At 67.1% G+C, this 17,914-nt stretch carries 15 protein-coding genes; 11 read left to right on the plus strand and 4 right to left on the minus strand.

Annotated features, from left to right (window positions below; all coding sequences use genetic code 11):
- Positions 1-97: 97 nt before the first annotated feature.
- Together ACW7G6_RS06020 and ACW7G6_RS06025 are read left to right on the plus strand one after the other, a co-directional pair.
- On the plus strand, positions 98-1,000 hold the full coding sequence (locus tag ACW7G6_RS06020) for a recombination-associated protein RdgC (protein ID WP_456997773.1): 903 nt from the start codon (positions 98-100) through the stop codon (positions 998-1,000).
- Positions 1,001-1,018: 18 nt separating this feature from the next.
- On the plus strand, positions 1,019-1,828 hold the full coding sequence (locus ACW7G6_RS06025; RefSeq protein WP_456997774.1) for a YgjP family zinc-dependent metalloprotease: 810 nt from the start codon (positions 1,019-1,021) through the stop codon (positions 1,826-1,828).
- Here ACW7G6_RS06025 and ACW7G6_RS06030 read toward each other — a convergent pair.
- Both ACW7G6_RS06030 and hemH read right to left on the minus strand, forming a co-directional pair.
- A complete protein-coding gene (locus ACW7G6_RS06030) occupies positions 1,788-2,681 on the minus strand; it encodes an alpha/beta fold hydrolase (protein ID WP_456978793.1) in 894 nt (297 codons plus the stop codon). The genes ACW7G6_RS06025 and ACW7G6_RS06030 overlap by 41 nt on opposite strands.
- Before the next feature lie 20 nt (positions 2,682-2,701).
- Positions 2,702-3,664 (minus strand): ferrochelatase, encoded by a 963-nt coding sequence (gene hemH, locus ACW7G6_RS06035; protein WP_456997775.1) that lies wholly within the window; start codon positions 3,662-3,664, stop codon positions 2,702-2,704.
- A 104-nt stretch (positions 3,665-3,768) separates the two neighbouring features.
- Here hemH and ACW7G6_RS06040 point away from each other — a divergent pair, with 104 nt between their 5' ends.
- From ACW7G6_RS06040 to ACW7G6_RS06060, 5 genes are all read left to right on the plus strand, one after another.
- Positions 3,769-4,671 (plus strand): YSC84-related protein, encoded by a 903-nt coding sequence (locus ACW7G6_RS06040; protein WP_456977806.1) that lies wholly within the window; start codon positions 3,769-3,771, stop codon positions 4,669-4,671.
- A gap of 110 nt (positions 4,672-4,781) precedes the next feature.
- Entirely contained in the window at positions 4,782-5,051 is a 270-nt protein-coding gene (gene tatA / locus ACW7G6_RS06045) for a Sec-independent protein translocase subunit TatA (RefSeq protein ID WP_456977807.1), read from the plus strand.
- A gap of 31 nt (positions 5,052-5,082) precedes the next feature.
- Positions 5,083-5,646: a Sec-independent protein translocase protein TatB gene (gene tatB, locus ACW7G6_RS06050; protein ID WP_456977808.1), complete on the plus strand. Its 564-nt coding sequence runs from the start codon at positions 5,083-5,085 to the stop codon at positions 5,644-5,646.
- Positions 5,643-6,410, plus strand: a complete 768-nt coding sequence (gene tatC, locus ACW7G6_RS06055) for a twin-arginine translocase subunit TatC (RefSeq protein WP_456997776.1) — start codon at positions 5,643-5,645, stop codon at positions 6,408-6,410. The genes tatB and tatC overlap by 4 nt, the downstream gene beginning before the upstream one ends.
- 10 nt (positions 6,411-6,420) lie before the next feature.
- The gene (locus ACW7G6_RS06060; RefSeq protein WP_456997777.1) at positions 6,421-7,158 is read left to right on the plus strand and encodes an RDD family protein; all 738 of its coding nucleotides are present in this window, start codon (positions 6,421-6,423) and stop codon (positions 7,156-7,158) included.
- Positions 7,159-7,342: 184 nt separating this feature from the next.
- Here ACW7G6_RS06060 and ACW7G6_RS06065 read toward each other — a convergent pair whose 3' ends face one another.
- Entirely contained in the window at positions 7,343-8,182 is an 840-nt protein-coding gene (locus ACW7G6_RS06065; protein WP_456997778.1) for a BPSS1780 family membrane protein, read from the minus strand.
- Entirely contained in the window at positions 8,179-8,925 is a 747-nt protein-coding gene (locus ACW7G6_RS06070) for a glutamine amidotransferase (RefSeq protein ID WP_456998127.1), read from the minus strand. The genes ACW7G6_RS06065 and ACW7G6_RS06070 overlap by 4 nt, the downstream gene beginning before the upstream one ends.
- 97 nt (positions 8,926-9,022) lie before the next feature.
- Here ACW7G6_RS06070 and glyQ point away from each other — a divergent pair, with 97 nt between their 5' ends.
- The 4 genes from glyQ (at position 9,023) to ACW7G6_RS06090 (ending at position 17,912) form a co-directional block, all read left to right on the plus strand.
- Entirely contained in the window at positions 9,023-9,964 is a 942-nt protein-coding gene (gene glyQ, locus ACW7G6_RS06075; RefSeq protein ID WP_456997779.1) for a glycine--tRNA ligase subunit alpha, read from the plus strand.
- Between the two features lie 35 nt (positions 9,965-9,999).
- Entirely contained in the window at positions 10,000-12,066 is a 2,067-nt protein-coding gene (gene glyS / locus ACW7G6_RS06080) for a glycine--tRNA ligase subunit beta (RefSeq protein WP_456998128.1), read from the plus strand.
- Positions 12,067-12,143: 77 nt separating this feature from the next.
- Positions 12,144-13,931 (plus strand): autotransporter assembly complex protein TamA, encoded by a 1,788-nt coding sequence (locus ACW7G6_RS06085; protein WP_456997780.1) that lies wholly within the window; start codon positions 12,144-12,146, stop codon positions 13,929-13,931.
- A 3-nt stretch (positions 13,932-13,934) separates the two neighbouring features.
- Positions 13,935-17,912, plus strand: coding sequence for a translocation/assembly module TamB domain-containing protein (locus ACW7G6_RS06090; RefSeq protein ID WP_456997781.1), 3,978 nt, complete (start codon positions 13,935-13,937; stop codon positions 17,910-17,912).
- The last annotated feature ends 2 nt before the right edge of the window (positions 17,913-17,914 follow it).

The following is a 17,914-nucleotide window of genomic DNA, read 5'->3' on the forward strand; positions in this document are numbered from 1 at the left end:
AGCGACACGACTCTTGCCTACCGAAGCACGGGCAACGCGGGCCGCGGCCGGTAGAATGGCCGGTCCGCACGACCGTTGCCTCTTTTCCGGATATCGAATGTTCTTCCGCAACCTGACCCTGTTCCGCTTTCCCCCCAGCACCAAACTCGACGCTCTCGATGCCGGCCTGCAGGAATGCCTGCTCAAGCCGGTCGGCGCGCTGGAACTGTCCTCGCGCGGCTTCATCTCGCCGTTCGGCCGTGATGCCGAGGAGCTCTCGCATCGACTGGGGGATGCGCTGTGGCTGACCATGGGCGGCGAGGATCGACTGCTGCCCGGCTCGGTGGTCAACGACATGCTGGCGCGCAAACTGGCCCAGATCGAACAGACCGAGGGGCGCAAGCCCGGGGGGCGCACCCGCAAGCGGATCAAGGACGAGCTGATCACCGAGCTGATGCCGCGGGCGTTCATCAAGCCCAGCCGCACCGATGCGCTGCTCGACCTGGAACACGGCATCGTGGTGATCGACACCTCCAGCCGCAAGAGCGCGGAGAACGTCTGCAGCGAGATCCGCCGCGCGTTGGGCAGCTTCCCGGCCTTGCCGCTGAGCGCCGAGATCGCGCCGCGCTCGATCCTCACCGGCTGGGTTGCCGGCGAGCCGTTGCCCGATGGCTTGAGCATCGGCGACGAATGCGAACTGCGCGATCCGGCCGATCACGGTGCGGTGGTCAAGGTGCAGCGCATGGAGCTGGACAACGACGAGATCGCCAAGCACCTGGAGACCGGCAAGCAGGTCACCCGGTTGGCGCTGACCCTGGACGACCACGTCTCGTTCGTACTCGGCGAGGATCTGGTGGTACGCAAGTTCAAGCTCCTGGACGGCGCCGTCGACCAGTTGGAGTCCACCGACAGCGAGGACGTGCGCGCCGAGCTGGATGCGCGCTTTGTGCTGATGAGCGCGGAGGTCAAGCGATTGTTCGTGGTGCTGGAAGCCGCGTTCAAGATCAGCAAGTCGGAATAGTCCGTCACCGGAGCCGCCGTGAGCCTCAACCCGTTCCGCCAGCTGGCCCGCAAACCACGTGCGGTGGAGCGCGACGCGTTCGAGTTGGTGCTGGCGGACGGCAGGATGTTGGTGGTGCAACGGTTCCGCGACCCGCGCGCGCGGCGGATCAAGCTGTCCGTTGACGAGCGCGGCCCACGCTTGACCTTGCCGCTGCGCGCCAGCCTGGCCAGCGGCGAGCGCTTCAGCCGCGAGCACGCCGACTGGTTGGCGGCACAGGTCGCCCACCACGCCTTGGACGTACCGGCGGCGGTGGATCGACTGCAGACCACGGCCTTGCCGCTGCGCGGCCAAATGCTCCCCTTGCGCTGGCAAACCGGACGCCACACCCAGCTTCAGCATGACGGTGAGGATGCCGACGACCGTGACACCGGCCTGGTCATCAGCCTGCCTGACCGCGCTGGTCCCTCCGCGATCGCCCGCGCGCTGCGTGACTTCTACGAAGGTCAGGCGCGTGCCGACATTGGTCGTTGGCTGCCGGCGTACCAGGCCGGACTGCCACGGCCGCCGCGGCAATTCCGGTTCAAGCAGATGTCGTCGCAGTGGGGTTCGTTGGCGCCCGACGGCACCGTGGCGCTGGACCTGTCACTGGTACTGGCGCGACCTTCGGCGTTTGAGTATGTGCTGGTCCACGAGCTGTGCCATCTGCTCCAGGCCAACCACTCACCGGCCTTCTGGAGTGAGGTCGAGGCGCGTTGCCCGGCGTGGCGGGAGGACCGGGATTACCTGAAAAGCGAGGGCCGCCGACTCAAGGCGACCTTGCGGGCGTTACTCGGCGGGCAGCACTGAAAAAGTCACCGATGGCCGTGCCGACCTCCGCAGGCGCTTCCATGTGCACATGGTGACCTCCCTGCAACACCACCAGATCCGCATTTGTCAGGCAATCAAAACGCGCGCGGCGCAGTGTCTCCGGGAAGTAAACCTGGGCCGGCTCGGCATAGATCACCCGGACCGGACAGGTGATTGCCGCCAACTGGCTACGCACTTGCGCCTCGCTCAGTCGCACCGCGGTGGGACGGGTCAGGCGTGGATCACTGCGCCAACTGAAGCCGCGCGCCCGGTCCTCGCCACGGGCGGGCGCCAGGCCGCGGGCCACCAACAGGCTAGCCGCGGGTTCGCTGATTCCGCCGGCCATCATCCGGGCGCGCACCGCGGCCGCCGGGTCGGCAAACACCCGTAATGGCTTTCGCTCAGCGGACCGCTGCGAAAAGGATCGGTGCAGGCGAATCACGGCCTCCTCGTCCTCGTTGTCCTGCTCGGCCAGCGCGCCCAGCGACTCAATCGTGCACAACCGCTCGATCCGCTCCGGTGCGGCGGCGGCCATCACGCTGGCCACGGCGCCGCCCAGCGAATGGCCAAGCAGCGAGAACCGCTCCCAACCCAGCGCATCGGCCGCGGCAAAGACCACCCGGGCGGTATTGACCACGGTGTATTCGGCGGCCGCTGGCAGGTGGACGCTGGCGCCGTGGCCGGGCATGTCCAGTGCGACCAGGTCGATCCCGCCCAGGCACGGCTGCAACGGCACGAAGCTGGCAGCGTTATCCAGCCAGCCATGCAGCGCCAGTACTCGCGGCGCGCCTGCTGTGCCGCTGCGCAAGCCGGCAAACCGGCCCAGCGACGTGTCGAGGTTGATCTCGCGCATGGCGTGCGCATTGACGCTGCTCAATCCCATGCCTGCAACTCGCGTTGTGCGATTGCCGCCAATGCTGCGGCGTGTGCCGGATTGTCGTTCAGGCACGGGATGTAGCGCAGCCGGCCACCGCGCGCGGCGAAGTCCTCGGCCAGCATGATTGCAATCTCCTCCAGGGTTTCCAGGCAGTCGGCGGCGAATCCCGGCGCCACGATGTCCACCTTGCGTACTCCACGGTCGGCCAACGCGACCAGCGTGTTGGCGGTGGCCGGCTCCAACCAGCGCTCACGGCCGAACCGCGATTGGTAGCTGACGCCCCATTGCGCCTCATCCAGCCCCAAGGCCGCCGCGATCGCCTGGGCACCGGCTTCGCATTGACGCTGGTAGGGGTCACCCGCGTCGACCAGGCGTTGCGGCAAGCCATGAAAGGAAAACAGCAGGAACTCGCTGGCACCATGCGGGTCGCGGTGGGCGCGGATCGAGCTGGCCACGGCATCGACCCAGCCCGCATCCAGGTGATAGTCCTGGACCATGCGCAACGGCAGCGATCCGGCTCGCGCAACCACGTCGCCCACCGAAGCGGTGGTGGTGGTCGAATATTGCGGATACAACGGCAACACCAGCGCGCGCCTGATCCCCTCCGACCGCAATCGCTGCAACACCTGCGCCAGCGAGGGCTCGCCGTAGCGCATCGCATCGATCACGCGCACCCCGGGCATTTCGCGCTGAACCGCTTCGGCCAGGCGCCGGGTATGCACGGCAAGCGGCGAGCCCTCGGCCATCCACACACTGGCGTACTTGGGCGCCACCTTGGGTGCACGCAGCGGCAGGATCAGCCCGTGCAACAAGGGCAGCCAGAACCACCGTGGCAGCGAAACCACCCGCCGATCGCCAAGGAACTCTCCCAGGTAACGACGGATCGCCGCGGCGGTGGGCGCGGCCGGGGTACCCAGGTTGACCAGTACCAGTGCGGTGTCGGTTCCTACCTTATTCATCGCCTTCTCATTAGCCTGAACTCCATTCGCGCGTCGCGGTCAATTGCAGCGCACCCATTATGATTCGTTGCGCACCGCTTGCATCCACGTCCCCGGAGTTGCCCATGCCCATCCTGCCCCGACTCGCCATCGCCTTGCTCACGTTTGGTCTGGCCGCCCCTGCCATGGCGGGTGTTGCCGAGGACGAGCGTGCACGCAATGCGTTGCGCGTACTCAATGAAATCCAGGCCATTCCCGAGTCAAGCATTCCGGACATCCTGTTCGACGAGGCCAAGGCGATAGTGGTGGTGCCCGACACGCTCAAGATCGGCCTGGTGATCGGCGGTCGCCGTGGTCACGGCCTGGTCTCGGTAAAGACGCCGCAAGGCACCTGGTCCAATCCCGCCTTCGTCAAGCTGACCGGTGGCAGCATCGGCTTCCAGGCCGGCGTGCAGTCCTCCGACGTGGTGATGGTCTTCACCAGCCAGCGTGGCGTGGACTCCATCGTCAACGGCAAGATCACCCTTGGTGCGGATGCCAGCATCGCCGCCGGGCCGATCGGGCGAACCACCAGCCTGGCCACCGACGGCAAGTTGAAGGCGGAGATCTGGTCGTGGTCACGGGCCCGCGGCCTGTTTGCGGGCGTCGCGCTGGACGGGGGGGTAGTGAGCATCGACGACGACGCCAATGTTGCCGCCTACGGCCCGGGCACTACGCCACGGATGATCTTCGAAGGCCGCGCCGAGGCGCGTCCATCCGACACCATCGTGAGTTTCCGCGACCAGCTGGAAGAAGCCACGGCAGCGGCGCGTAGCGCGCGACAAGGCAATACGCCCGCACCGGCGGCCGTCACGACCGCAGCCCCGCAGTACACGCCGTCGCCGGCCAATAACCCCGTCAATGGCCCCGTGAATGCGCCGCTCAACACGCCTACAAACCAGCCCACAAGCCAGCCGGAGCCGTTCCAGACCGTGGACAGCCCCACCGCGCCACCCATCCAGACCGAGCCACTGCCTCCGATCGAGTAGTGGCTGCCAGCCGGCGATTGGCCTTTGGCTGAGGCACTGGCCGATATCGCGATGCCATTCGGTTAGGCTGGCTGCGCTATCCTGCATCCCCACTTCCAGCGAGAGATCCGATGGGCAGTTTAAGTATTTGGCACTGGCTGGTCGTGCTGGTGATCGTGGTACTGGTGTTTGGAACCAAGCGCCTGAAAAACGTGGGCAAGGACGTGGGTGAGGCGGTCAAGGGCTTCAAGCAGGGAATCCACGACGCGGATGACGACACCGCACGCAAGGACCAGCCGCCGGCGCAGCTGTCGGATGCGGCTCGTCGCGACAGCGCCAACAACGAGACGCCTTCGCGCAACAAGGAAGCCGCGCACGACGACGAGCACACCCCGCGCTGAGCGCGGGCATCGGCGTCCTCCGGCTACCGGCATGTTCGACATCGGCTTTTCAGAGCTTTTCGTGGTGGCGATCGTGGCGTTGCTGGTACTGGGCCCCGAGCGCCTGCCACGCGCTGCGCGATTCGCCGGACTGTGGGTTCGCCGCGCCCGCGCGCAGTGGTACTCGGTGAAGTCCGAACTGGAAAGAGAGTTGGCGGACGAGGAACTCAAGAGCAGCCTGCGCAAGACCCAGGACGAATTGCGCGATGCCCGCGACCAGTTGCAGGCCAGCGGCGAGGGTCTGCGACGCGACCTGCAACACGGCCGCGATATTGCCGAACGTGAATGGACCCAGGCCACCCAGGCGCAACCCAGCGCCGACCACGACTCGCATGGTTCCGGGCAGCCCGCGCCCGGCGGCGACCAGACGCACGATGAGCCATATCCCGGCGAACCCGGTCCGCCGCGCGATGAGCCGGCCGAGCCCGAGCACCGGGAGCCCGGTCCAGCTGCCCCGGCGCGACGTGAGCCCGACCCTGTCGAGCCTGACCCTGTCCGGCGCGACCCACCATCGCCTGACAAGCCGGTCCGCGACCCGTCGTCGTCGCGCCCATGACTGCGCCGAACGAGCCAACTGATACCGAGTCGGGCAACGCCCCCCGCCTGCTCGATCACCTGATCGAGCTGCGCTCACGGCTGTTGCGTGCGGTGGTCGGGTTGGTCGTGGTGCTGGTGGTGATGCTGCCGTTCGGCAATGACCTCTACGCCCTGCTCGCCGCGCCGCTGCTGGAGAAGTTGCCCGCCGGTGGCCAGCTGATCGCTGTGGAAGTCGCCAGTCCGTTCTTCACCCCGGTGAAACTGGCCTTCTTTGCCGCCGTGATGGTGTCGATGCCCTGGCTGCTTTACCAGGCGTGGGCGTTCGTCGCACCGGGCCTGTACCAGCGTGAGAAGCGGCTCGCCATTCCGCTGCTCGCTTCGGCCGTCCTGCTTTTCTACGCCGGCTGCGCGTTCGCGTTCTTCCTGGTGCTGCCGATGGTATTCGGCTTCCTGACCCGCATCGCGCCCGATGGCGTGGCCATGATGACCGACATCAGCGCCTACCTGGATTTCGTGCTGGTGATATTCCTGGCGTTCGGCGCCAGTTTCGAGCTGCCCGTCGCGCTGGTAATCGCGACGCTGCTCGGCTGGGTAACCCCGCAGCAGTTGCGCGAATCACGCGGTTACGCGGTGGTGGGCATCTTCATCGTCGCCGCGGTGATCACCCCGCCGGACGTGGTGTCGCAACTGATGCTGGCGATCCCGATGTGCCTGTTGTATGAGGTCGGCATCGTCGCGTCACGGTGGCTGGTGCCATCCGCGGCGACAGCCCCAAAAGACTGAGCGTGGTCGCGTGGTCGCGTATCCGCCTCCCGACCGCCGGCTACTGACTCCCGCGGGGTTCTGGCAGCGTACCGCGGCGTGGTCGATCGACACGGCATCGATCACGCCGCTGGCCCTGCTGCTGGCCTGGCCGATCACCTCGGCTCCGGCGCATGCCGTGTCGTCTCAGGTGACCGGCTTGTTGCAGGCGGCAAGCCAAGCCATGGCCGACGCGATCATTGATTACGTTCCCCTGCCGCAACTGGCCGCGGCACTGCTGCACAACCCGGCGTTGCATGAGGCTAGCCTGAGCTTGCAGTCGACGCTGTGGTCGCTGACGTGGCCGCTGCTGCTCGCCATCGCCTTGTTGGGCGGTGTTTACCACGTCCTCTGCGAATGCTCGCGCCGACGGGCGACACCCGGCCAGCGCCTGCTTGGCTTGCAGGTGCTCGACCCGCATGGCCAAGCGTTGACACCCCATCGCGCCCTCACCCGCCACCTTGCGGGCAGCCTGTCATGGGCCACGTTGAACATCGGCCACCTGATGGCGGCGTTGGCGCCGCACCACCTGGCCTTGCACGACCGCATCAGCGCGACACGGGTAGTGACAGCCCCGGTAGTGGCCGCCGGAGACCCGGGCGGCAAACTGCCCGCCTGGGTCTGGGTCTGGTTTGGAGTACTCGCTATCGCCGCCATCGCACTGACGCTATGGGGCATGATTGCGGCGATGGCGGTGATGCGCACTGCGCTGGAGCAAGCGCTGCTCTGACGCGGATCCGATCAGGCGGTGAGCGCCCCGGCAGGGATGGCTTCATCGCTACCGCCATCACAAACGTCACGCCACAGGTGGTACATCACGTCAAACCCGGCCGTCCTCCCCCGGGGACTGTGCCGCCACTGCACTGCATGCTCCGTTACTGCATGCCCGTCAGCCCGTCACACCTTGCCGCCGATCAGGCCTCGAAACCGCCTGCCGACACCACTGGCGCCGTCGGTGCGTCACCGATCATCTGTCGCCACGCGAGATAGGCCACCCCGCCCATCACCGGCAGCAGGATCGCCATCAGCAGCAGCTGGACCACGAACATCGACGCCATTGCCCCGATTGCCATGCTCAACACCATCCCGACCAGTTGCAACGCCAGGCTCAGCGCGACCATCGCGATCACCAACAGCACCAACAGCACCAATACCGCGCCGAGGTTGCTCAGGCAGGCGCGGAAGCTCAGCTTCATCGCCGCGAAGGCGCCGCGATCGGTGAACATCACCTCGGGAATCGCAACGAAGGTAAAGAATCCGGCGACTACGCCGACCACCAACGCGGCAATCATCCAGCCAAACAGCCGACCCAGCGGCAGCGACTCGACCAGTGCGGGATCCGGATTGACCTGCAGCTCGACCATGAGCTCGGATAGGCGCACCAGCTCCTGGCTTCCCACCATCGCCACCAGCAACACCATCACCACCACCAACGCGGCGATCTGCGGCAGCAGCATCGCCAACAGCTGCGGCACCTTGCCATCACGCACGCCCTGCACCAGGTCGGCCGGCGACGCCGGGCGCCCCTGGTCGACTTCACGCGTCGCGTAAACAACGCCGGCAAACAGGACCGGCCCCAGCACCGCCAACACCAGACTCAGCCAGACCTGCCCGCCGACCGACGCCAAGGTCGACAGGCCACCCCAGATGACACCCAGCAAGCCCAGCGTCAGCGGCGCCTTGCGCAACAACGCCAACCCGCCCAGCAACCATTCCGCGCCTGCACCGGCAGGCACCTTGCGAATATCCGTCATGACCCGGTTTTCTCCCTTGTAGATACACCCTGTGTCAGCCCGCGCGCGTGGTGGACGAATCGGCGCAGCACCCGTCGACCCTGCGGGCAAGCCCCCACCGCCGCCAGCATCGCACGTGGATCGAGCCCTTCGCGCTGCAATGCAATCTTGCGCGCCTCGATATAGCCACGCATGTGGGTGGCACTGAATTCGGGGTGGAATTGAACCCCCCAGGCGTTATCCCCCCAGCGGAATGCCTGGCAGGGGTCGGCTGCCGATCGCGCCAGCACCTCGGCCCCGGCGGGCGCACGCAACACAGCTTGCAGGTGGGTCAGCTGTGCATCGAACGACGCAGGCAACGGCGCGAACAACGGATCCTGCGCGGCCGCAGGCAGCAGCTCGATCTCGACCGTGCCCATCTCGCGACCGGCCGGGTTGTCGCCAACTTCTCCGCCCAGTGCGTGCGCCAGCAGTTGGTGGCCGTAGCAAATGCCAAACAGCGGCAAGCCCGCGTGCGCCGCGTCACGCAACCAGGCCGCGGTGGCCTCGCTCCACGCCAGGCGCTCGGTGACCATCGAGGCCGACCCGGTCACGATCACACCGGCGAAGCCTTCGCGATGGGGCAATGTGTCACCGGCCTGGACATCGATCACCACCGCACCGTCGCGTGGCAAGCCCGCGGCGACCCGGATCCAGTGCGCAAAATCGCCGTGGCGGCGCAGGGGTTCGGCCGGCTGGCCGGTCGCGATAATCAGGAAAGGCATGGTCACGGACAGCGGTATCCCAGAGTGAAACGGCGAAAAAACGACGCGTGCAAAGCGGGCCGTATACTAACTTGCTTTGCCCCACGGCCTTTCAAGCATGTCGCCTCCGACCTTCCAGCAATTAATCCAGCGCCTGAATACGTACTGGGCCGAGCAGGGCTGCGTGCTGATCCAGCCGCTGGACTTGGAGGTCGGTGCCGGCACCTTCCATCCGGCCACCTTCCTGCGCGCGCTGGGGCCGGAGCCGTGGAACGCTGCCTACGTACAGCCCTGCCGCCGCCCTACCGACGGCCGCTACGGCGACAATCCCAACCGGCTGCAGCGCTACTACCAGTACCAGGTCGCGATGAAGCCCTCGCCCGACAACATCGTCGAGCTGTACTTCGACTCGCTGAAAGCACTCGGCGTGGACCCGCTGGTGCACGACCTGCGGCTGGTCGAGGACAACTGGGAATCGCCGACCCTCGGCGCCTGGGGGCTGGGCTGGGAAGTCTGGCTCAACGGCATGGAGGTGACCCAGTTCACCTACTTCCAGCAGGCCGGCGGGATGGAATGCCGGCCGGTGCTGGGCGAGATCACCTACGGTCTGGAGCGCCTGTGCATGTACCTGCAGGGCGTGGACAACGTGTTCGACCTGGTCTGGACCCACGGCCCCGACGGCCACCCGGTGACCTATCGTGATGTCTACCACCAGAACGAGGTCGAGCAGAGCACCTACAACTTCGAGCATGCCAACGTGGACGTACTGTTCCGGCGCTTCGACGAGTGCGAGGCCGAAGCGCTGGCACTGGTCGAACTCAACCTGCCGCTGCCGGCTTACGAGCAGGTGATGAAGGCCAGCCACAGCTTCAACATGCTCGATGCGCGCCGCGCGATCAGCGTCACCGAGCGCCAGCGCTACATCCTGCGCGTGCGCAAGATCTCCCAGGCGGTGGCCGTGGCCTATCACGCCCAACGCGAGAAGTTGGGCTTTCCCGGGTTGAAACCGGGCTCGTCGAAGAACGCCACCGCCCAGCAGGCCGGCAAGGAGAGCGTGTGATGAACAACATCACCTCGGGCAACACGGGCGTGCGGATGCAACCGCTGCTGATCGAACTGGGCACCGAGGAGCTGCCGGTCAAGGCGCTGGCCGGGCTGGCGCAAGCGTTCTTCGATGGCGTACTCGACGGCCTGGTCAAGCGCAGCGTCGCCTTCGAGCGCGACGAGGCCAAGCCGCTGTACACCCCGCGCCGACTCGCGGTACTGCTGCCCGGCGTGGCCGTTGAGCAACCCGAGCAGTCCTCCGAAGTGCTGGGGCCGTACCTCAACATCGCGCTGGACGCCGAGGGCCAGCCAACGCGCGCGCTGCAGGGCTTTGCCGCCAAGGCCGGCGTCGAGTGGACCGCGCTGGAGAAGACCACCGACAACAAGGGCGAGCGCTTCGTAAACCGCTCGGTCAAACCGGGCGCGAAGACCGCCGATCTGCTGGGCGCGATCATCAGCGAAGCGCTGGCGGCGATGCCGATCCCCAAGCCGATGCGCTGGGGCGACCACGACTACCGGTTCGCCCGGCCGGTGCATTGGCTGGTGGTACTGCTGGGCGACAACGTGGTGGAGGTCGAACTGCTGGGCGTGCGCAGCGACCGCATGAGTCGCGGTCATCGTTTCATGCATGACAAGCCGGTCTGGTTCAGCACGCCCGGCGATTACGTGGGGTCGCTGCGTGGCGCGAAAGTGCTGGTGGATGCCGACGAGCGGCGCGAAAGCATCGTGCGCCAGGTCGAAGCCGCGGCGCAGGCATGCAACGGCGTGGCGCGGATCGAGCCTGGCATCCTGGAAGAGGTCAACGGCCTGGTCGAATGGCCCAGTGCGATCACCTGCGGGTTCGAGTCCGAGTTCCTCGCGGTCCCGGCCGAGGCATTGATCGCGGCCATGGAAACCCACCAGAAGTTCTTCCCGGTGCTGGATGGGCAGGGCCGGCTCAGCGAGCACTTCGTCGCCATTGCCAACATCGAGAGCAAGAATGAAGCAGAGGTCCGCAAGGGCTACGAGCGGGTGATCCGGCCGCGTTTCAGCGACGCCAAGTTTTTCTTCGTGGAGGACATGAAGCAGGGACTGGCGTCGATGAACGACGGGCTTGGCAGCGTGACCTACCAGGCCAAACTCGGCAGCCTCGCCGACAAGGTGCAACGCGTGACGGCTCTTGCCGGATCGATCGCCGGCGAAGTCGGCATCGACCCCGCACTGGCCCGGCGCGCCGCCGAACTGTCCAAGGCCGACCTGCAGTCGCGCCTGGTGGGCGAGTTCCCGGAACTTCAGGGCATCGCCGGCCGCTATTACGCGGCGGTCGAGAACGAACCGGTCGAGGTGGCCCACGCGATCGACGAAGCCTACATGCCGCGTTTCTCCGGCGATGCCATTGCGCCATCGAAACTCGGCCAGGTACTGGCCATCGCCGAACGACTGGATACCCTGGCGGGCGGTTTTGTCGCCGGCCTGAAGCCGACCGGCAACAAGGACCCGTTCGCGCTGCGGCGCAATGCCCTGAGCCTGGCACGCACCTTGCTCGAAGGCGGCCACGATCTGTTGCTGCACGAGCTGCTGGAGCGCGCCATCGCCGCCCAGCCGCTGCAACATCCGGACCTCGGCAGTTTTGATGTCACCGCCTTCGTCTACGACCGCCTGCGCGGCTATTACGCCGACCAGGGCATCTCGGTGCAACAGTTCGAGGCGGTGGCCCAGGTAGCCCACGACTCGCTGCTCGACTTCGACCGCCGCCTCAAGGCGATCGGCGCGTTTGCGGCCCTGCCGGAAGCGGCCGCATTGGCCGCCGCCAACAAGCGCAGCCGCAACATCCTCAAGAAGGTCGAGGGTCCGGTGCCGGACATCGTCGACACGAGCCTGTTTTGCGAGCCGGCCGAACGCGAATTGGCGGAAGCGGTCGACGCGGCGATCGCCGATACCGACCCGCTGCTGGAGCAGGACGATTACGTGGCCGTACTCGGCCGGCTGGCCCGGCTGCGTCCGCAGGTCGATGCGTTCTTCGAGCAGGTGATGGTCAACGCCGACGATGAGAAGGTGCGCAACAACCGGCTGGCGCTGCTCAAGCGTCTGAGTGACCGGCTGGGCAGCGTGGCGGCAATCGAGTACTTATCGATTTGAGGCGGGTCGATTTGAGACTTATCGATCTGAGACCTGTCCTAATCCATTGTTGACGCGCTACCGGTATCCTCGCCCGTATGCGCCTTCCCCGCCTCGCTCTGCCCGTCGCCGCGTTGTACTTGTTCGCCAGCGGCCCGGTGCACGCAGCGAAGGTGGACAAGGTGATCGTCACCGGCCTGGACGAGGCGATGACCGAGAACGTGCGCAGCGCGGTGGCGCTGGTCGACGTGGTCGGCAAGGACCTGTCCGGCCGGCGGTTGGCGTATCTGGTACGCGAGGCCGAAGACCAGACCCGTGAAGCACTGGAACCGTTCGGCTATTACTCACCGACGATTACCGTGGAGCGCGACCGCGGCGACGCCACCTCCACGGTGACCATCGCGGTCGACCCCGGGGAGCCGGTGCGGGTGCGACGCGAGCACGTTGCCATCGAAGGCGACGGCGGCCGCGACCGTTACCTGACCGAAGACATCGCCGCGTTCCAGCCGGAGGTTGGCGAGGTGTTCGAACACCCGGTGTACGAAGCCAGCAAGACCCGCATCAGCCGACGGCTTGGCCAGCGCGGCTATTTCGACGCGGACTTTGCCAGTCGCCGGGTTGAAGTCACCCGCGCGGAGCACGCGGCCGACATCGACCTGGTGTGGACCAGCGGCCGGCGCTACGACATGGGCGTGATCACGTTCGAGCAAAAGCCCGAGGCCATCCTGCGCACCTCGCTGCTCGACAATCTGGTCTATTGGGAAACCGGCAGCTATTACCACCAGGGCAAGCTGGACCGGCTGCGCGAGTCGCTGTCACGGCTGGACTACTTCTCCTCGGTCGTCATCAATCCCAACCCCGACCAGGCCGTCGATGGCCAGGTTCCCATCGACGTGCTGCTGTTCCCCGCCAAACGCAGCATTTACAGCGCCGGCCTGAGCTATGGCACCGACAGTGGTCCGGGTGTGCGGCTGGGGATGGAGCGCCGTTACGTCAACGATCGTGGCCACAAGGCACTGGTCCAGCTCGACTACGCGCAGCGCCGCAAGACCCTGACCACGCAGTACCGCATCCCCGCGTTCGCGTGGGTGGATGGCTGGTATACGTTCAGTGCGCAAGCGGCGGACGAACAGACCGACTACATGGACAGTCGCCGGATCGAGTTCGTCGGTAGTCGCAGTGGGCGCATCAACAACCATCTCAACGTCACCGCGTCGCTGCATGCGTTGCGCGAGCGCTGGTCCTATCTCGCCGATGACGATGGCGACGCCAGCACCGGCCCGGATTACCGCTACGCGACCTTCACCTATCCGTCGTTGCGGGCCGAATACATCGATGCCGACAGTCTGGTCTTCCCCCGCAACGGTCTCGCCGGCACCCTGCTGGTGCGCGGCGGCCTGGAAGGCGTGGGCAGCGACGCCAACTTTTCCCAGGCCAGGGCGACGCTGCGCTGGTATCGCGGGATGGGCGATCGCGACCGGTTGATCGTGCGCGGCGAACTGGGCCATACCTTCACCGACGACCTGGTCGCAATGCCGCCAAGCCTGCGCTTCTTCGCCGGTGGCGACCGCAGCATCCGCGGTTACGCCTGGCGCGAGGTCGGTCCGCGTGTGGAGGGCAGCGACGGCAAGCTGTACGCATTGGGCGCGAAGAACGTGGCGACTGCCAGCGTCGAGTACGAGCACTACTTCACCCAGAACTGGGGCGCCGCGGCGTTCGTCGATAGCGGCAGCGCGTTCGACGGCACGCCGGACTGGCACACCGGCGTCGGCGCCGGCGTGCGCTGGCGCTCCCCGGTCGGCCCGGTCCGGGTCGATATCGGCCACGGCCTGGACGACCCCGACGCCGGGTTCCAGATCTACCTCAGCATCGGCGCGGACCTGTAGCCGGTGGCCGGCATCCTGCGCCGACGGATCGATCCCGACCTCACGGCGGAACAGCGCGAGCAGCGGATTGCCGAGCTGCGTGCGCGGCGCAAGGCCCGCACGCGCTACCTGGCCGTCCGTGGCGGGCTGTCGGCCGCCCTGGTGGTCGTCGCCCTGGGTGTATTCGGCTACTGGTTGCTGGGCAGCATCGGCGGACGCGAGTTCCTGCTCGGCCAAGTGGTCTCGCGCCTGCCCGACAACGCCACCTTGAGCTGGAGCAAGGCCGAAGGACCCGCGTCGGGACCGCTGACCATGCATGACGTGCGCTTTACCTACGACGCCATCGTGTTCACCGCGCAGCGTGTCACCGTGGACCCGGCGTTGCGTCCGCTGCTGGGCCGGCGCCTGCGGCTGGACGCGATGCAGATCGAGAACGCGACGCTGGACCTGCCGCAAGGCGATGAGCCGTTCGAGCTGCCGCGCTGGCCGGACTCGTTGCCACAGATCGCCCCCCCACTGGCGCTGCAGGCCGACGACATCCAGGTCGACGGGTTCCGGGTCAGCAGCGAAGGGGTTCCCACCATCGACATCCAGCGCCTGCGCGGCGGCCTCGATGCCGGCCCGGGCACGCTGCATATCGAGCATCTGGTGGTCGACAGCGACCGTGGCCGGTTCACCGCACACGGCGATTACGTGCCCGCGGACCGCTACCGCAGCGACCTGGTGGCAACCGCGATACTGCCGGCGGCCACCGGACGCACCCCGGCCCGGCTGGGTTTTGTGGCCAAAGGCGACCTGGACCGCATGGACGTGGCACTGGCCGGCCGCGCACCGGAAGCCTTCCAGGCGACACTGGTGCTGCGCGGCGACGGCAGCGAACCGCAGCTGGTCACCGGCGCCGGCGAGGTCGTGTCAGGCCCGGCGATGACCGCCACCGAGGGACCCCGCTGGCAATTGCGCGCCAACGCCGAGGCACTCGATATCGGCTTGTTGACCGGGTCGGACGTCGCACCTTCACCGACACCACTGGCGTTTCAATTCCAGGCCGACGGCGTTGGCGGCGACGCCCGCTTGCGCGGCGAGCTGCGGCAAGGGGATTTCCAGGCCCGGGTAGTCAATTCCCGGCTTCACGTCCAGGACCAGGTGCTACAGCTGAACCCGCTGCGGCTGCAACTGCTCGGGGGTGCCGTCACCGCGCGCGGCCGCGCCGACTTCAACAACCCGGACAATCCCGAGTTTCGTTTCGCCACCAACGTGCGCGACCTGCAATGGGGTGGCTCCAACAGTGCGACCACTTCGTCGGCGACTGTTGCTGACAATCCCGTCATCCACGCCGATGCGGATCTGGGGCTGGCAGGCACGATGAAGGCCTGGGCGCTGGTCGGTACCGCTACCCTGTCGCGCGCCGGCGAGCAGGCGGCACTGACCCTGGACGGGCGCGGCGATGCCCAGCAGATGCAGCTGCAGCGCCTGGACGTGCAGATGCCGACCGGCACGCTGGCCACCACCGGCACGGTGGCGTGGGCACCGGGCCTGGCCTGGGACCTGGACGCAAAACTGGCCGGCTTTGATCCGGGTTACTTCGCCGCCGGCTGGGATGGGGCGGTGAATGGCCACATCACCAGTGACGGGCTCACCCGCGACGACGGCGGCCTGGACATCAACGCCGAACTTGCAGACCTGGGTGGCCGCTTGCGCGGACGACCACTTGATGGCGAGGGCAGCTTCACGATGCACGGTGCGGCGCCCACCGGAGGCAACGCAAGCTACGAGGGCGAACTGACCCTCGCCCTCGGCGGCAGCCGCATAGAAGCCCAGGGTCGCGCCGGCGATACCCTGGACATCAACGCGCGGTTCTCGCCGTTGCGGCTGGCCGACCTGTTGCCCGACAGCGCCGGCAGCTTGAGCGGCGAGATCCACCTGGTTGGCTCGCCCACGGCACCCGACATCAGCGCCGACCTGGACGGCAACGGGATTGTCTTTGGTGACTACTCGGCCGGCTCGATCCGCATCGACGGCCACTTGCCATGGTCGCGCGGCAACGGCTCGTTGAGCGTGCGTGCCAGCGATCTGGTCGCGGGCATCGAACTGGACACACTGGCCATCGACGCCCGTGGGGCCGTCGAGCAGCTGGCGCTTGACGCCAACACCAGCGGCGCATTGGGCAGCCTGGCCGTGGCCGCCAAGCTCGACCGGCAAGGCCGTCGCTGGCAAGGCGTGCTGGAGACGCTGCGGCTGGAGCTGCAACGCGGCGCGGACTGGCACTTGCTGCAACCGGCGGCGTTCGCCTGGAGCCCGGACCCCGCCGGCACCGGGAGCCTCGACAATGCGTGCCTGGCGTCCAGCGCCGGCGGCTCGGCGTGCGTGGCGGTTGACTGGCCGCGACCGGGCATCAGCATCACCGGACAAGGGCTGCCATTGGCACTGGTGCAACCTTACCTGCCACAACGCGAAGAGGACCGGCCGTGGGTGATGCGTGGCGAGATCGCCATCGATGCGCAACTGCGTCCCGTGGGCGACTACTGGGAAGGCAAGATGCGGGTCAGCTCGGCCAGTGGCGGCATCAAGGCCAGTCCACGTGCACGCAGCGAGCTGATTGAATACGACAACCTGTCGCTGACGGCGGACTTCCGCCGCCAGGGGATCGAGGCGGTGCTCGCCTCCGGTTTCAACGATGACGGCCGCATCGACGCGCACGTCATTACCGGCTGGGATGCCTATTCTCCCCTCGCCGGTCAGGTCTCGCTGGACACCGATGAACTCACCTGGCTGGAATTGTTTGTTGCCGACATCGTCGAGCCGACCGGCCAGCTGAACGCCGATATCCGCCTGGGCGGTACCCGCGCGGAGCCGCAACTGGGCGGACAGGCGCAACTGACCGACTTCAGCACCGAGATCCCGGCACTGGCCATCACCCTGCGCGAGGGCAACCTGCAGCTCAACGCCTTGTCCGACGGGACGGCGCAGATCCATGGCAGCGTGCGTTCCGCATCGACCGCCGGCAACCCCGGCAGCGGCGTGCTCAACATCGATGGCAGCCTGGGCTGGCAAGGCGATCAGACGCCGCTGGTACTCACGGTCCGCGGCACCGACGTGCTGGTATCGGACAGCCTGGAACTGCGCCTGGTCGCCAGCCCGGACTTGAAGCTGCAGTACCAGGCCGGCCAACCACTGCAACTGAGCGGCCGGGTAGAGGTGCCGGAGGCCCGCATCAACCTGGAACAACTCGACCAGACGGTAGCGGTCTCCGATGACGTCGTGGTGCTCGATCCGGTCGATCCCGAGGACGGCCCCGGTACGCCGCTGCAGATGGAGCTGGTGATCCGGCTCGGCGACGACGTGCAGATGAACGGCTTCGGCCTGGACGGGAAGCTGGGCGGCGGCATGCGTATCGTGTCGCGCCCCGGACGGGAGATGACCGCCACCGGCATCATCACCGTGGCCGGCGAGTACACCGCCTACGGCCAGGACCTGCGCATCACCAGCAGCCAGTTGAGCTGGTCCAACGACCCGATTGCCGACCCCGCGATCCGGCTGCGCGCGGAGCGGAAGATCGGCGATGTCACCGCCGGTGTCGACGTCAGCGGCCGCGCCTCCGACCCGCAGGCCGAGGTCTGGTCCAATCCCGCCAGCTCCCAGGCCGAGTCGCTCGCCTACCTCACCCTGGGCCGCCCGCTGTCGACCCTGAGCGGCAGCGAGCGCGGCCAGCTCAACGCCGCCAGCGCCGCCCTCACCGCCGGCGGCAGCCTGCTGGCTTCCCAGCTGGGCGCGAAAATCGGCCTGGACGAAGCCGGGGTAATGCAGAGCCAAGCGCTCGGCGGCAGCGTGTTCGGCGTTGGCAAGCAGCTCTCGCCAAGGCTGTACGTCGGCTACGGCGTGTCGTTGCTGGGCACCGGCCAGGTGTTGACGTTGAAATACCTGCTCGACCACGGCTTTGATATCGAGATCGAATCCAGCTCGATCGAGAACCGCGGCTCGGTCAACTGGCGCAAGGAAAAATAGCG

The organism is Lysobacter sp. A421, assembly GCF_054052145.1.

Coding starts and splice junctions, on each gene's coding strand:
- glyQ (WP_456997779.1), top strand. CDS start 9,023: ATGTCGCCTCCGACCTTCCAGCAATTAATCCAGCGCCTGAATACGTAC.
- ACW7G6_RS06065 (WP_456997778.1), bottom strand. CDS start 8,182: ATGACGGATATTCGCAAGGTGCCTGCCGGTGCAGGCGCGGAATGGTTG.
- tatC (WP_456997776.1), top strand. CDS start 5,643: ATGACTGCGCCGAACGAGCCAACTGATACCGAGTCGGGCAACGCCCCC.
- ACW7G6_RS06030 (WP_456978793.1), bottom strand. CDS start 2,681: ATGCGCGAGATCAACCTCGACACGTCGCTGGGCCGGTTTGCCGGCTTG.
- ACW7G6_RS06070 (WP_456998127.1), bottom strand. CDS start 8,925: ATGCCTTTCCTGATTATCGCGACCGGCCAGCCGGCCGAACCCCTGCGC.
- hemH (WP_456997775.1), bottom strand. CDS start 3,664: ATGAATAAGGTAGGAACCGACACCGCACTGGTACTGGTCAACCTGGGT.
- tatB (WP_456977808.1), top strand. CDS start 5,083: ATGTTCGACATCGGCTTTTCAGAGCTTTTCGTGGTGGCGATCGTGGCG.
- glyS (WP_456998128.1), top strand. CDS start 10,000: ATGCAACCGCTGCTGATCGAACTGGGCACCGAGGAGCTGCCGGTCAAG.
- ACW7G6_RS06020 (WP_456997773.1), top strand. CDS start 98: ATGTTCTTCCGCAACCTGACCCTGTTCCGCTTTCCCCCCAGCACCAAA.
- tatA (WP_456977807.1), top strand. CDS start 4,782: ATGGGCAGTTTAAGTATTTGGCACTGGCTGGTCGTGCTGGTGATCGTG.
- ACW7G6_RS06085 (WP_456997780.1), top strand. CDS start 12,144: ATGCGCCTTCCCCGCCTCGCTCTGCCCGTCGCCGCGTTGTACTTGTTC.
- ACW7G6_RS06040 (WP_456977806.1), top strand. CDS start 3,769: ATGCCCATCCTGCCCCGACTCGCCATCGCCTTGCTCACGTTTGGTCTG.